Annotated in this window: 14 protein-coding genes; 8 read left to right on the forward strand and 6 right to left on the reverse strand. The window is 60.9% G+C overall.

From position 1 onward, the window contains the following. Positions 1–63 precede the first annotated feature (63 nt). The 3 genes from OS035_RS04075 to OS035_RS04085 all read left to right on the forward strand — a co-directional run bounded on the left by OS035_RS04075 (position 64) and on the right by OS035_RS04085 (position 2167). Complete coding sequence (locus tag OS035_RS04075) at positions 64–1200, forward strand: NAD(P)/FAD-dependent oxidoreductase (protein WP_097628140.1); 1137 nt, start codon at positions 64–66, stop codon at positions 1198–1200. A 54-nt stretch (positions 1201–1254) separates the two neighbouring features. After that, entirely contained in the window at positions 1255–1767 is a 513-nt protein-coding gene (locus OS035_RS04080) for a hypothetical protein (protein WP_097628037.1), read from the forward strand. Positions 1768–1915: 148 nt separating this feature from the next. Next, entirely contained in the window at positions 1916–2167 is a 252-nt protein-coding gene (locus tag OS035_RS04085; protein ID WP_131710532.1) for a hypothetical protein, read from the forward strand. Positions 2168–2212: 45 nt separating this feature from the next. Here the strand turns inward: OS035_RS04085 and OS035_RS04090 are convergent, their stop codons facing one another. Continuing rightward, on the reverse strand, positions 2213–4717 hold the full coding sequence (locus tag OS035_RS04090) for a methyl-accepting chemotaxis protein (RefSeq protein WP_097628035.1): 2505 nt from the start codon (positions 4715–4717) through the stop codon (positions 2213–2215). Between the two features lie 222 nt (positions 4718–4939). Then, positions 4940–5668, reverse strand: coding sequence for an endonuclease/exonuclease/phosphatase family protein (locus OS035_RS04095; RefSeq protein ID WP_097628034.1), 729 nt, complete (start codon positions 5666–5668; stop codon positions 4940–4942). Positions 5669–5781: 113 nt separating this feature from the next. Here OS035_RS04095 and OS035_RS04100 point away from each other — a divergent pair, with 113 nt between their 5' ends. Beyond that, entirely contained in the window at positions 5782–6741 is a 960-nt protein-coding gene (locus tag OS035_RS04100; protein ID WP_097628033.1) for a lysylphosphatidylglycerol synthase domain-containing protein, read from the forward strand. Here the strand turns inward: OS035_RS04100 and OS035_RS04105 are convergent. Further along, positions 6688–8229 carry a phospholipase gene (locus OS035_RS04105; RefSeq protein ID WP_331813393.1) on the reverse strand — a complete coding sequence of 514 codons (1542 nt, stop codon included), beginning with the start codon at positions 8227–8229 and terminating at the stop codon, positions 6688–6690. The two genes, OS035_RS04100 and OS035_RS04105, sit on opposite strands and share 54 nt — an antisense overlap. Positions 8230–8321: 92 nt before the next feature. Here OS035_RS04105 and OS035_RS04110 point away from each other — a divergent pair, with 92 nt between their 5' ends. Next, entirely contained in the window at positions 8322–9566 is a 1245-nt protein-coding gene (locus OS035_RS04110) for a DUF763 domain-containing protein (protein WP_331813394.1), read from the forward strand. 22 nt (positions 9567–9588) lie between these two features. Here the strand turns inward: OS035_RS04110 and OS035_RS04115 are convergent, their stop codons facing one another. Together OS035_RS04115 and OS035_RS04120 are read right to left on the reverse strand one after the other, a co-directional pair. Further along, positions 9589–10038 (reverse strand): pyridoxamine 5'-phosphate oxidase family protein, encoded by a 450-nt coding sequence (locus OS035_RS04115; RefSeq protein ID WP_097628030.1) that lies wholly within the window; start codon positions 10036–10038, stop codon positions 9589–9591. A 128-nt stretch (positions 10039–10166) separates the two neighbouring features. Continuing rightward, the gene (locus OS035_RS04120; protein ID WP_097628029.1) at positions 10167–11084 is read right to left on the reverse strand and encodes a DMT family transporter; all 918 of its coding nucleotides are present in this window, start codon (positions 11082–11084) and stop codon (positions 10167–10169) included. Positions 11085–11371: 287 nt separating this feature from the next. Here OS035_RS04120 and OS035_RS04125 point away from each other — a divergent pair, with 287 nt between their 5' ends. Then, on the forward strand, positions 11372–11692 hold the full coding sequence (locus OS035_RS04125) for a YkgJ family cysteine cluster protein (RefSeq protein ID WP_097628028.1): 321 nt from the start codon (positions 11372–11374) through the stop codon (positions 11690–11692). A gap of 78 nt (positions 11693–11770) precedes the next feature. On the opposite strand, the gene OS035_RS04130 is transcribed toward OS035_RS04125, so the two are convergent. Beyond that, positions 11771–12352 carry a nucleoside 2-deoxyribosyltransferase gene (locus OS035_RS04130; protein ID WP_331813545.1) on the reverse strand — a complete coding sequence of 194 codons (582 nt, stop codon included), beginning with the start codon at positions 12350–12352 and terminating at the stop codon, positions 11771–11773. Between the two features lie 188 nt (positions 12353–12540). Here OS035_RS04130 and OS035_RS04135 point away from each other — a divergent pair, with 188 nt between their 5' ends. Both OS035_RS04135 and OS035_RS04140 read left to right on the forward strand, forming a co-directional pair. Further along, entirely contained in the window at positions 12541–12783 is a 243-nt protein-coding gene (locus OS035_RS04135; RefSeq protein ID WP_097628139.1) for a DUF982 domain-containing protein, read from the forward strand. 203 nt (positions 12784–12986) lie between these two features. Beyond that, positions 12987–14015, forward strand: coding sequence for a substrate-binding domain-containing protein (locus tag OS035_RS04140; RefSeq protein ID WP_026230460.1), 1029 nt, complete (start codon positions 12987–12989; stop codon positions 14013–14015). The last annotated feature ends 57 nt before the right edge of the window (positions 14016–14072 follow it).

The raw sequence follows: 14072 nt of genomic DNA on the forward strand, positions 1-14072 counted from the left end.
CAACGTCACTCACGACGGATGCATCGGAATTCGTTCGACATAGCAGGAAACAAGGTTATCGACATGAATGCTACCCCAAAACCTTCGAAGGTTGTCGTCATCGGCGGCGGCATATTCGGCGTCTCGACGGCTGTCCATCTCGCGCGCCTTGGGATCGCCACCGTGCTCGTCAGTGACGGGCCGCTTGCCAATGGCGCCTCCAGCCGTTCGCTCGCCTGGCTCAATTCTGCCCGGAAACGCTCCGACGCCTATCACCGGCTGCGCCTCGCCGGTATCGACCGGTATCGAACGCTCGCCGCCCGATATCCGGATGCGCCTTGGCTGCGTTTCGATGGCGGGCTGACCTGGGATGCCGATGACGCCGGTAACGAGATCGCCGAGGTCTTCGACTATGAGTGCAATCTCGGCTATCACGCGCAATGGCTGACCCAGGAAAACATTGCCGGCGCGACGCCCGGCGTCGACGCCAGCGCGGTGACGGTGCAGGGTGCGATCTTCAATCCTGGGGAAGGCTGGGTCGATCTCCCATCTCTGATCGGCATTCTCGCAGCGGAGTTCCGTTTGCTCGGCGGCGAGGTCGTGACAGACGCTGGGCGCGCGATAATTGATGTCGAAGGCGCCCGCGTCCGCGGCGTGAGCACGGCGGACGGCAGGCACTGGCAAGCGGAGTCTGTGCTGCTTGCCGCGGGCAGCGCCGTTCCGGCAATCGTCGCCGAAGCCGGTCAGCATATCGCCGACGCAACGCCGGTCGCCCTTCTCGTCAGGACGAAGCCGATCCGCCATTCGCTGAAGGCCGTGCTTAACACTCCCCGCGTCGCCATCCGGCCCATGCCCAATGGCGGGTTCGCGCTCGATTCGGCCTGGTCCGAGGAAGAGGTCGGAATGAAGCCGGACGGCAGTTATGAGGTCAGACAATCGACGCTGGACGGGCTGCTGCGCGAGGCGTCAAAAGTTCTCGAAGGCAACCCCACGCTCGAGATCGACGATTATGGTGTCGGCCCGAAGCCCATTCCGGGCGACGGCGAACCGGTCTTCGGCGAGCTGCCGTCGATCTGGGGTTATTTCGTCGCCTTCAGCCATAGTGGAGCCACGCTCGGCCTGATCGCCGGCGAACTGCTGGCGGACGAGATCGCCACCGGACGCCGTCATCCACTGCTGGCGGAATTTCGGCCGGAGCGTTTCAGCGCATCGCGGCCGTGATGGATCAAATAGAGCCATCGAGCGTTCTGCCGAGGAAACAACGGGAGACGCATCATGTTTAAGGACGAGCCCGCCGGTGTCGGCGCGGAACAGAGACACGACGATGTCGGCGCGCGGACGGCGAACGGAGAGGAGACGAGCATCAACCCGGAGCTGATCCGGCGTGAGGGGTTTGCGAGCGAAGCCGAGTACGAGGCCTACCTCGCAACGCTCGGCCAGGATGCTCTTACACCGGCCGATGCTTATATGGAGGAACCGTTCCTGGTCTCGGAGGAGCATGTTCTGGAAAGTCGGTTGCGGGAGCTGAGGAAGGAGCTCGAAAACCTCCAGGCCCGCCTTCATGTAATCAGAGACCAGACTGCGGCCGTCGTGACTGAAAACGTCCGATGGGCAGATGCCAGTGCCCATGCCCAGCTCGGCAATCAGCCGTGGCTGAAGCTCGCCGGCGCGATGGCTGCGGCATTCGTTATCACCCGGGGTATCAGGCGACTGCCCCTCGGAACCGTCGCGACCACGGCGCTGCCCTTGGTCGCCGCCACTATGAATCGGAAATTCGCCAGAGGATAATGCCTAAAGCTCCAAAGCGAAATCTGCACCTGTTTGCGCATTTGGAACCGGCTTCCGCACATGGCCGATCGGGTCTGGGACCGTCATGAAACCAGTGTCATCTTCTTGCCGAAGTGTTCGTGACATTTTACATCTTAAGGAGGCGAACATGACTGGACATGACGACCGCTATATCGAGATTACGACACGTCTTCGCTCGGTGCGATCCTTCTGCGACTTCCTCTCGCAGGGCGGGATCGTCCGTGTCGCCTTGAAGGACGGCGCTCCCTATAAAGACGTCACGGCCGTACTTCTGGAACGGAAGCGCAGGGAGGCGGAAGCGCTCGATCGTACACGCCGGCGGCTCTATCCGGATCTCTCGGATGAAGAGGTGATGCCGCCGCTCTACAGTCGTCACTGACCCGCCCGCCCGTCACGGGCGGCTACGAAGCAGAGCGGAGCCCCACTATGCAGCGTTCACGCGACGCGTCTCTGTTTCATCCAATTGGAATTGGTCGATCAGTTGCAGGAGCGTCTTCGTCTCGTCGGCAAGTTCCTTCGTCGCCGCGCTCGTTTCCTCAACCATGGCCGCGTTCTGCTGCGTCATCTGATCCATCCGGTTGACGGAGGAATTGACTTCGTGCAGCGCGTTGTATTGCTCCCGGCTCGACCGCGCAATGACGTCCATCTGCTCGGATGCGGTGACCACTTTCGCGGAAATGCTTTCGAGGACTTCGCTGGTTTCCCGCACGACCCGCGCCCCGTTGGTAATCTCCGTCCGCGAGCGCCCGATCAGCTGTTTGATCCTTTGCCCGGCCTCGGCGGAGCGCTGAGCGAGATCGCGAACCTCCTGAGCCACGACCGCAAAGCCTTTTCCAGCCTCGCCGGCGCGGGCTGCTTCGATGCCGGCATTGAGCGCGAGCAGGTTCGTCTGGAATGCGATGTCGTCGATGACGCCGATGATCTGCACGATCTCGTCCGAAGCGGCTTCGATCTTGCTCATCGCCTCGATGGCGCTGGCGACGACACCGGATGAGGAATCGGCCGTCTTCTTGGTGTCGGTGATGATCTCGCGGGCATCGTCGGCGCAGGCTGCCGACGAGCGAACCGTGGTGGTGATCTCCTCGATAGCCGCGGCGATTTCCTCAAGCGCGACGGCCTGCTGCTCGGTGCGCTTTGCGAGGTTGCTTGCCGACAGATCCATCTGGCCGGCATTGCCTTCGATCATGCGGGTGTTGGTGCGGATCTGATCGATCGTTTCCTGCAGGCGAAGCAGCGACGAATTGAAGTCGTTGCGAAGCTGCTCCAGCCGGCCGAAGAAGGGCGACGCGATCGTCTGTGAAATATCGCCTCGCGCCAGGCGCCCGAGCCCTTCGGCCAAGGCCGTCACTGCGAAGTCGATCTGCTGTTCGACGGCACGTTTTTCCTCGTCGTTGCGATGCCTTTCCTCCTCAGCCTTCGCCCGTTCGATCTCGCTACGCTCCTCGATCTCGACCTTGGCGATGGCATTGTTCTTGAAGACTTCGAGCGCGCGGGCCATATCGCCGATTTCATCGGCCCGGGTCTCGCCGACGATCGACGTTTCAAGCTTGCCATCCGCAAGCCGCCGCATGGCCGAGGTGATCTGGTTGATCGGGCCCTTGAGTGTGACCGTCAGCCCGACGCCGGCAAGGATTGCGATCACCGCGCCGAGGATCGTCGTTCCCAAAGACATGGCATTGGCGTCGGTACGTTCCTCGGCTGCGTTCTGCCGCTGCATTTCGGCGAACGCCGTCAGTTGCGACCACATCCGGTCGACATCGGCAGCGGCGGCGCGGAATTCTTCCTGGCGCTGCGCGCTGATGCGGACGAGATCGGTGGCGGCCTTCTGCATCTTATCAAGTGCCGGCAGAAGCTTCGGTTTGAGATTATCGAATTGGGCAACGCCGCCCGCATTCGAGATCAACATATCCAGCCCTTTTCTGACAGCGGTGATTTCCTGCGAAAGCCGCTGGAGATTGGCGTCCGTCGGGGCGAGCGTCAGTTTCGCCAGGACGATCTGGATCACATATGCCGAGGTCGTCAGCTTCTGACCGTCTCTCTGGCTGGTCTTGGCACGCTCGACCGTCTTGGCCGTTTCAGCCGCTTTATCCGTCACGGCCTTCAACCGCCGCGTGGCGACGACCTGCAATTCGGGCAGCCTGCCGACGATCTGGGCCGTCGCATCACGAAGGCCAGCGACGCGCGCCTCGGTCTGGCCGGAAGCCTCGACAAGCGGCTTCAGGGTCGCGATGGTATCGTCGATCGCTTTTTTAGCGTCCGGCGCATCGCCGCCGAGCGCCATTCCGACGATGCGCTGTTGCCGGGCGAGTTCGTCGAGATCCGCGCCACTGATCGGGCCGGCGGCTTGGGCCTTGTCGTTCAGCGATTGGGTGAAGGACGCGAAATCCGAAATGCGCCGCGCGTCGCCGAGCGTGTTGCGAGACTCGTCTTCCTGCAGGTCGGCCGCGCGTTGGAGAACCTTGGAGCCCTCGACGATATCCGTCTGGGACGACACGACGACGCTCTGCGCTTTCTGGAGATCGGCAAGGAGTGCCGTCCGGCTTTCTTGAAGCTGCCACAGCGAGTCCATGCGTGTCGAAATTCCATCGATCGAAGAGAGCGCCTGTTCCAACTCCTGCTGGCCGCTGCGATCCGCGGCGAGCCTGTCGAGGCCGGATTTCAGAAGAGCACGCTGATCGGCAAGCTTGGCGGTGACGGCGTCTCTGTTTTCCTGCGTGGCATTGGCGAGGAATTCGGCCATCGCGGCAGATAGATTGCGAAAGCCGCTCAAGGACTGCAGGACGGAGTTGGAAATATCCATCCGCCCCTGGAGCAGGCTCGATGCATAAAAGCCCATGGCGCCGACGGCCATGATGCTCAAGACGAATGGCGCGATGAACACCATCACCTGCGTCTGGATGCGCACACGTGACAACAGCCTAGCCAACATCAACCCCTCCTCTTCCTCCAAGAGAGCAGTCGATTTCGAGTGAAGGTCCCGATCCGCTCGAACGACTGAACATCCATCACCCGGACACATGATGCGCGGGCGGAACAGATATTCCATATAACATTATTCGTGAAATATTCGTTTCAATGTCGCTGCAAGCGCTGATGCGTGTCGTTTTTCAGTGGATAACAACGCCTAGGAGGTCGCGCGTGGCGCCAGCGTTCAGGCGAAGCAGATTTCTGCAAGAAGAGGGAGGTGATCCGAAGCGATCCTCGTCAGCCGGTTTTGCAGCACGGCCGCTTTCTTGACGACGAGATCGTCGCTGACGAAGACGTGGTCGATACGCATCAGCGGGTAGCGGGAGGGAAAGGTCGCTTTCGGCCGGTCCTTGCCTGCGAGCTGGGCGTCCTTCAGCGATCGCGCGGCAAGTCGGTACGTCGCCGACGACGGAATGGCGTTGAAGTCGCCGCAGAGAATAGTGGGAAGCGGTTCGTCCGCCGTGCCGCGCAGCCAGCCCGCGCTCAATAGCGTCGTCATCTGCCGCATGCGCTCGCGGCCGCGAAGCCCGAGATGAGTGTTGACAACCAGCAGTTTTCTGTCGCCGACCAGGATTTCGACGGAAAGGGCGCCGCGCTGTTCGCCGATGGATGGCAGCGGGCCGGCCTTGACCGCGCCTGTCGGCAGAGCGGTGATGATCGCATCGCCATATTGCTCTTCGGCAACCGACAGCGCCGGATGAAAATGGGCCTGCATTTCGAGCAGCGAGGCGATCATATGCGCCTGGTCGATGCCGCCGGTCCTGCGCCGGAGGACATCGACCTCCTGAAGCGCGACGATGTCGGCTTGCGCCTCGGCGATGACCGAAGCGATGCGCCCGGGATCGAGCTTACGGTCGCTGCCGATACAACTGTGCACGTTATAAGTCAGGAGTCTGATTGATTTTTCCGCCATGGGTCCGCTGAAACTCGTCCCTTGGGACATCGATCGTGTTCCGGGGGAACACAAAACTCGTTTGATCGTTCCAGATTATCGACCCACCACGCTCGCACTCCCGAGGACAATCGATGAGCTTGAAAAGCATGATCTGGAATGGACTGCTGGTTGCCGCCCTTTGTTTTGCAGTCTTTCTTCTCTATCGCATCTTCGAGCAGTACAGCCTCGACCAGATCGTCCAGTCGGTTCGCAGCATCCCGCTTTCAAGCTTCTGTACAGCGCTTCTCTTTGCTGCGGCATCCTATCTATGTCTTGGCTGTTTCGATCTGCTGGCGATCCGTTCGCTCGGCAAATCCTTGCCTTATCCTAAAATTGCATTGGCTTCGTTCATCAGCCTGTCGCTCGGCCACAATATCGGTTTTGCCGGGCTGAGCAGCGGTGCTTTCCGCTACCGCTTTTATTCGCGCTGGGGACTGACGACCGAGGACGTAGCGAAAATTATCCTGTTCTGCGGCGTCACGGTCGGGCTCGGGCTGATCACGCTCGGCGGCCTTGCTCTAATCGTCAATCCGGGTGATGCCGGGCGCCTGCTGCGGCTTGATACGGCCAATGTACGCATTTTCGGTGTGCTGGCGCTCATCGTGCCGGTCGTCTATGCGGCGCTGGCGTTTTTCATCCGCGGCAAGTTGCGCGCTTGGCGATGGTCGTTTCAGTTGCCGCGATTTTCGATTGCCGTCGCGCAGGTCGCGATCGGGACGATCAACTTCATCCTCGTTTCCGCCTGCCTGCACCAGATGCTCTCTGCCTTCGGCGACGTCGCTTTCTTCAGGTCGGTGACGGCGTATGTGCTGGCCAATTCGGCAATTCTCGCAACCCATGTTCCTGGTGGGCTCGGCGTGCTGGAGGCGACTGTCTCCTATGCCGTGCCGCAGGAAGCCTCGATCGGCGCGCTGATCGCGTTTCGCTGCGCCTATTTCTTCATTCCGTTGGCACTCGGCACGACGCTTCTCCTCATCAGTGAGATCGTCTTCCGAAGGTCACGCGGGACGGACGAGGAAGCGGACGAGCGCGCCGAGGCCCAATCGGCGTAGCGGCAGGAAAGGCCGGGCCGGGTCAAAGAACCCGGTCCCTCTGACCGGTGAGGTGCTGCCGGAAAGCTCGACGACGAATTCTCTCAGACCCCGGGCGCCGTCATTCAGCGCCTCAATCCCTTCGATCACCGAGCCGCTTTGCGCGTAGGCGGCTGCAACGGTCTCGGTGCCTGTTCCGAGATATTCCGCCAGCAGGCGGTTACGCAGCTCCGCCACCGCGCGGCGGTGCTCGTCTGTTTCAGATTCGAATAGGATATCGCATTCCGAATCAATCCCTTCGGAGCGATTGTTGAGATTGGAGGAGCCGATGCGTACCAGCTCATCGTCGGCGATCATCAGTTTGGAATGGATGAGCACCTCGACCTCGTCGACAGTCGCTGGTGCTGTCCGCCCGGGCACGATTGGCCCGGGCACTGTCGGCCCGGGCACAACGGGAAAATAGACCCGCAGCCGGTTCGCGCGATCGGCCCGTTTGAGAAGGCGGATGACGCGGTCGCGATTGCCGCCCATGATAATCTTTTCGATCAGCCCGTGGGAGCTGCGCGTGCAGATGATGACGACCTCGGGCCCGTCTTCCTCCTGCAGCCGTGCGGCTATGGCGTCGGCGACGCGGAAGGAGGCGAGATATTGCGCCTCGATATAAAGCAGGCGCCGTGCTCGCGAAATGATATCCAATGTCGAGGCGATACCGTCGCTGATGCCGGCGCACAAGGTCGTCGACGGCTCCGTCAGCGCGAAGCTCACCGGGATATCCCGCAGCGAAACAGCAAGATCGTCCGGCCAGGGAAAGGGCGCGCGCTCGGCAAGCGGCGGGTGCCTTTCGCCGGTAGCTGTTTCCCAGCGTCGCCTGGCGATATCGCCGATCAGCCGTGCGGCGTCGCCCGTGACCATCGCCTGAACGTCATGGAGCGGATCGTAGGACACGCCCTCGGGGTCCCGCCGGAGCCTGTCCCTGGCATGATGGCGCTTTGTGTCCCATCGCCGCGACGTCAGGTCGATGCCGCCGATGAAGCCGACGGCGTCGTCGATGCAGACGAGTTTCTGATGGTGAGAGCCGCGAACGGCACCCTGAAGATCGAAACGCAGGTCGATCCGGGCATTCTTAGGGAAGTTCTTCTTGCGAAGCACCTGCAGGGATTTTTCCGAATAGACCGGCCCGAGCGCCCAGATGAGGATGCGTATCTCGAGTTCGGGATTGGCCGCCGTGAGCCCATGCAACAGGTCTGCCAAAGTCTCGTCGGATTGCTCCGGTTCCAACGGGATGTCGGGATTGAAATCCCAGCCGATGATCCAGATCGTGCGCCGTGCCTGCCGCAGCGCCCGCGAAACTTCGGCGAAATATCGGTTGCCGTTGATCAGGAAGGCCGCCTTCTCGGCGATGCCCTCCAGGCGCAAAGCGCTGTTATTCCGTTTTTCGCGGCCGTCCGGCCATTGCGATTTTGCCTGGGGCAGGCTCGGGTTATTGAAGACGGTCTCGATTGCGGTCATGATTGCCTCGGCTTCTAACTGCGAAAACAAACGCCTGGAATATTTTTGGGTTCCGTGCGGCGTCGGAGTGATGGAAAGCGTAAGGAAACGAGATGTCACAACGCGCAGGCAGCGCCGATCTTCCCCTTCACGGGGGACGTGTGCCGCATTGGCTCGGCGACCGGATGACGCGGCTCGGAGCCCTGATCGCCGAAGCGATCGTGCATCACTACGGCCGGGACGAATTCCTGCGCAGGCTCGCTCATCCCTTCTGGTTTCAGTCCTTCGGCGCGGTGATGGGCATGGATTGGCATTCCTCCGGCATCACCACAAGTGTTCTCGGTGCGTTGAAGCGCGGGCTGAAACCGCGCGCCGGCGAACTCGGCCTGCATGTCTGCGGCGGCCGCGGCGCGCAATCGCGCAAAACCCCGCACGAGCTCGTCTCGATCGGCGAACGCGTCGGCCTCGATGGCGAAGGCCTGGCGACAACGAGCCGTCTCATCGCCAAGGTCGACAGCGCTGCGCTTCAGGATGGGTTCGATCTTTATCTGCACGGTTTCATCGTCGCCGATGACGGCCATTGGGTGGTCGTGCAACAGGGCATGAACGGCGACAGGCGGCAGGCACGGCGCTATCACTGGCTGTCGGAGGGGCTGGAGAGTTTTGTCGACTCGCCGCATGTGGCAATCGAGGGCAGGAGCCAGGGCACGATCGTCAATCTGGCCGACCGGCGCGCCGAGCGGTCGCGGCGCGGCCAGCTCGATCTGCTGGCAACACTCGGTCCTGACCGGATCATCCGCGAGGCCGCCGCGCTGCTGCGTGTCAAGCAGCCGGCGCCCGAGCCAGCCGAGCAGCCGATGCTGCCGCACCTGATCATGCCGGCGCATCACGACGTGCGCGAGAGCGATGTCAATATGCGGCGTCTGCATGGAAATCTTGCTGCCGCAGCCGACCGCGGGCCGGCGGATTTCGAAGAGCTGCTGCTGGTTCCCGGTGTCGGCGCCCGCACGGTGGAGGCGCTGGCTATGGTGGCCGAGGTCGTCCACGGCGCACCCTGCCGTTTTTCCGATCCGGCACGCTTCTCCATCGCCCATGGCGGCAAGGACCGCCATCCCTTCCCGGTGCCGCTCAAGGTCTATGACGAGACGATCGGCGTAATGAAATCGGCAGTGCAGAAGGCCAGGCTCGGACGGGAGGAAGAGTTGCAGGCGCTCAAGCGCCTGGATAATCAATCCAGGCAGATGGAACGCTATGTGACAGGCCCTGACCTCAAGGAAATCATCGCCGGCGAATTCCGCCAGTCCGCCGATTTCGCCGGCCGGAGCGTCTTCGGCTGGGAAGAGCCGCCCGCAGAGTAGGGCACACCGTTATGCCGCTCTCTTAGCTCGCTAATCCGGGTAGGGTGACCTCGCCGTTTTCCTCACCATCCCAGTAGCGGATGGAGGACGCCGAAACTTTGATAAGAACGATCCCGGGAGTGTCCACACCTTCCGGAAACCACCGCTCGAGATCGGGCACCCAATGGTCTTCGAATGCCGCCTTGTCCCGCACCAGTGAGGCGACGCCCTCGACAGCTATGAAGATCCCCGGCTTGCCGAGGAGACTGGGCGGTGCCGTGAACGTCAGCGAGACCATGTCGATGCCTTCGATCTCCGTGATTTTCCTGCTGTCCTCATACGAAAAGAACCAAGAATCCCCGTCATATTCGACGTCGCCATTATTGCTCATCGGGCGGGCCGAGATGCGGCCCGACCCGGCGTTCGTCGACAGCATGCAGAAATCGATCTTCTTCAATTGCGAGGATAGGTCTTCGAGGGTCATGAACGCCATTGCGATCTCCCGGGTTTGAATGCTCGGGAGTAGCGTGCAGGCGTCCAAATTGTTCCGTGGAAATGCAGGAATTCCAGGGGTTACAGCGGCGTCCTGTGCGAAACTGAAAGATAAGCGGCGCTATAGCCTCAATGGCCGTCGGGCGGGACGGCTTCGACCGGAACCGTCTCTTTCAGGTTCTTCCGATGGAAGATGAAGAGCCCGGCAAAGACGATGATTGCGGCGCCGACGATGATCTGCATATCGGGAATATCGTTGAAGAAGATGTAGCCCAGCACGATCGCCCAGAGCAGCAGCGTATATTGCATCGGCGCCAGCAGCGATGCCGGTGCGAGCTTCAGCGAGCGGGTGATCAAGAGATGCGCGCAGGTGGCGACGACACCGAGCAGGAGCATGCCGGACCAATTGACGAGCGTTGCCGGCTGCCAATGGCCGATGCTCAGCGCAATGCCGGTGGCAAGGGCGGCGATCGTCTGCCACGTCACCAGGGTCGTGTCGCTGGTCGAACGCAGATAACGGCTCATCACCAGCGACAGCGCAAAGGCAAGGCTGCCGGCAAGGCCGAAGAGCGACGGAAGCGACAGCATCGCCGTCGACGGACGCAGCGCGATGACGACGCCCGCGAAGCCGACCAAAACGGCTAGCCAGCGACGCCAGCCGATCTTCTCCCCAAGAAAGAAATGCGAGAGCGCGGCTATGTAGATCGGCCCGGCCATATAGAAGGTCATGACGTCGGCGAGCGGCAGATAGGCGACGGCCGCGTAGAACAGGGCGACATCGGCGGTCGCCATGAAAACACGTATGAACTGGAGGCGCTTCTGCTCGACACGGAACAGGGCCATCGGCCCTTGCCGTGCGATCATCGGCCCAAGCACGATGAAAGAGCCGACCGAGCGGATCACCAGTACCTGACCGAGGGCGAAGTTCGTGAGCAGCCATTTGCCCATAGCATCGTTCAGCGCAAAGAGCAGATCGCCGAGCAGCATCAGCACGATACCCGTCATGATCAGGTTTCCGGCGTTGGCTGCAGCCGCCTTGGTCTTCATCTCTCGAATCCTCGTGAAAACGGCCGCGCATTGCGCAGCCGAGTGCGGCTTCGGCCTTAACACCGCCAATGTCAATGGTCAGTTTCGTCCGTGATTTTGTTTGCTCGCCGTCTTCTATCGTTCGGCACTTCATTGGCAGCTTTCAGCAAGGAATGCCTAAAAGTGCTGTCAATGGAGATTTGTCATAGCGAGGACACCGCAAAGGCCGCCTGAATCCGTTCCGCCTCAAGTCATCTTCCGTATTAAGCACTTTGCGTTGCCGGGAGGTGCCGTGGTAGGAGCTGGTTATGAACTCACTAAGCGATCTAGATTGCCAAACCTGCGGTGCGTGTTGCTCCTTTTCACCTGACTGGCCAAGATTTTCCACGGAAAGTGATGCTGCTCTCGATTTGCTGCCACCGCGCTTCGTCGCTGCAGATGAGACGGGAATGCGTTGTAACGGGTCGCGTTGCGCTGCATTGTCCGGTCGGGTCGGTGTTGAGACATCTTGCGTCGTCTACGATATTCGGCCTGTCGTTTGTCGCGAATGCGTTCCCGGAGATGCTGCTTGCCTGATGGCGCGTGACGCCTTCGGTTTAACGCTTCCCTCCGATATGTCAGCGCTTTAAGGGGGACTCAAATCCATAGCTCAGCGTGGAAGCCCAACGAACGGCGCATCTCGATCATCTAAACGCCTGGACAGTCCTTTATCGCAGCTTCTCGACTGCGATGGCGAGACAGGTCTTGAACGCGGTTAAATCCGTATAGAGCGCATCGCGAGCCGCGTCTCCGACGATGAGGACGCCGCCGCGCCGCTCGATCCCGGCGTGCAGCATGAGATTGTCGGCCAGGCCGAAATCCTCGACCGCGATCCCGTTCGGGTCTCGCAGCCGACCTTCACCATCATAGGCGACGGCGCCGCCATAAAGATCGCTCACCCGTCCGCTGTGATCGCGGGCCACATTCGTATAGGCGAAGACAGGCTTGCCGCTTGCGCACATAAAGCCGAGTTCGAAAGCCGTCCCGGTATCGGCGGCAATGCCGCGAAACGGTGTGAGATTGGCGATGATGGCATCGGCCTCCATCATCATCTTCTCATCCACTGCGTTTATCGCTGCCGCCCGCTCGCGCTTCGAGTTCGTTTGCGGGATTTCCAGATCACCAGGTGAGAGTGGGTGAAGTCCCGCCTCGCGGGCAAGCGCGGCCTTCCGGTCGAGCATTTCACGGGCGTTTGGAAGGAACACTTCAGGACCGGCGAGATAAATTTTTTCGTCATAGATGAATTGCACCTTAAGGGGACGGGCTCGGAACACGTCCCTTGCTGTAGAGCGAATGAGGATCACAATCCAGTGGAGGAGAACCGCGCACGTGCAGCGCATAAGGATCTTTCGCCCGACCGTATGGGACCAAAGTCCCATGCTGGAACGAGCCCGCGCAGATGACGTTCAGCCATAGCCGAAGAGCTGAGGAGATGTCGATGCGCCGCGATTTTTGGGACCAGCCCGTTGAGGTCATCGTTGGGGATGGCGACCATCTTAAAAGTATCCGCAATAGCAGGGACGCGCTCGCATATCTGATGACCTGTTGGCCGCGTGAGAAAGCGGCATCCTTCGCCACCGCCAAGAAGATCTGCACGGACGCCGTCCACGGGCGAGCCGATGCAGCCGCGGCCGCATTGGCTTTCAAAGTAGCGGCCGAAGAAGCCGGCGTGCTCCGTTAGCCCACGCGTGCGGCAAACAACCGATCCAAAGACCTAGCGAGTGAAATATATTTCAGTGTGTGAATTATATTGACAGGCTGCTGTGTCTGGGATTACCTGCCCATACCGGATTTCGAGGAGGAACTCCGGTCTTCAATGGATCATCGGCAGCCGCTAAGGCGCCGCCGGATATTTGGGAGGGGCTTCGGCCTCGAGGAGGAAACTTGCGCAATTTTCTAAGCACGACCGCATTGGCGGTCCTTGCATCGACGCTTTTGGCCGGCGTGGCCAGCGCGGACACGGAAAATCCGTTCCGCTGCAAGCCGGGTGAAAAATACGTCATGAACGTCATGGTATCGGGCGTCGAATATTGGTTCCCGGTCTATGAAATGTTCAAGCAGGCCGGTCAGCAGCTCGGCTGCGAGACCGCCTATACCGGCACGCCGGAATATGACGTCAACAAGCAGATCGCCACTTTCGACCAGGCGCTGGCCCAGAACCCGGCCGGCATCCTCGTTCATCCGATGAACTCCGATCCGTTCATCGAGCCGATCAACCGGGCAATCGACCAGGGCACGGCGGTCGTGACCTTCGCAGCCGATGCACCGCTTTCCAAGCGCATCTCGTTCGTCACCTCGGACAATACCCGCGAAGGCACCTATGCGGCGGACGCGATTGCCGAAAAGATGGGTGGCAAGGGTGAATATGCCGTTCTCGAAAATCCGGGCCAGGACAACCACGACAAGCGTATCGCCGCCTTCATCGCCCGCATGGAGGAAAAATATCCTGACATGAAGCTCGTCGGCCGCGCTGCGTCCAACCAGGACCCGAACAAGGCCTATCAGGGCCTGATGAGCTTGGTGCAGGCCCATCCGAACATTGGGGCCGTCTTCATGCCGGAAGCGAATTCGGCCATCGGCGCTTCGCAGGCCAACAAGGAAAGCGGCGGCAAGATCCTCGTGATGTGCGCCGACGTCAATGCCAACATTCTCGATATGATCAAGGCAGGCGAAGTGTTCGGTTCGATCAATCCGAACCAGGGCATGCAGGGTTACATGGGCTTCATGCTTCTGTGGCTGGCCAAGCATCCGGAACTCATCGACCCGATGAACGACGCCAAGCGCGCCGGCTTCAACCCGATGAGCATTCCGTTCGTCGACAACGGCCTGTCGATCGTCACGGCTGATAATGCCGACGACTTCTACTGGGACAAGTATCTGAAGCGGCGGGGCACCAAAGGCATCGAGGAGTAAGCCTTTGTGCCGGCTGTCCGGAGGCAGGAAACTCCGGACAGCCACCGCGAGCGTGAG

Source organism: Rhizobium sp. 268 (assembly GCF_036571585.1).
In the GTDB taxonomy this organism is placed as follows: Bacteria; Pseudomonadota; Alphaproteobacteria; order Rhizobiales; family Rhizobiaceae; genus Rhizobium; species Rhizobium redzepovicii.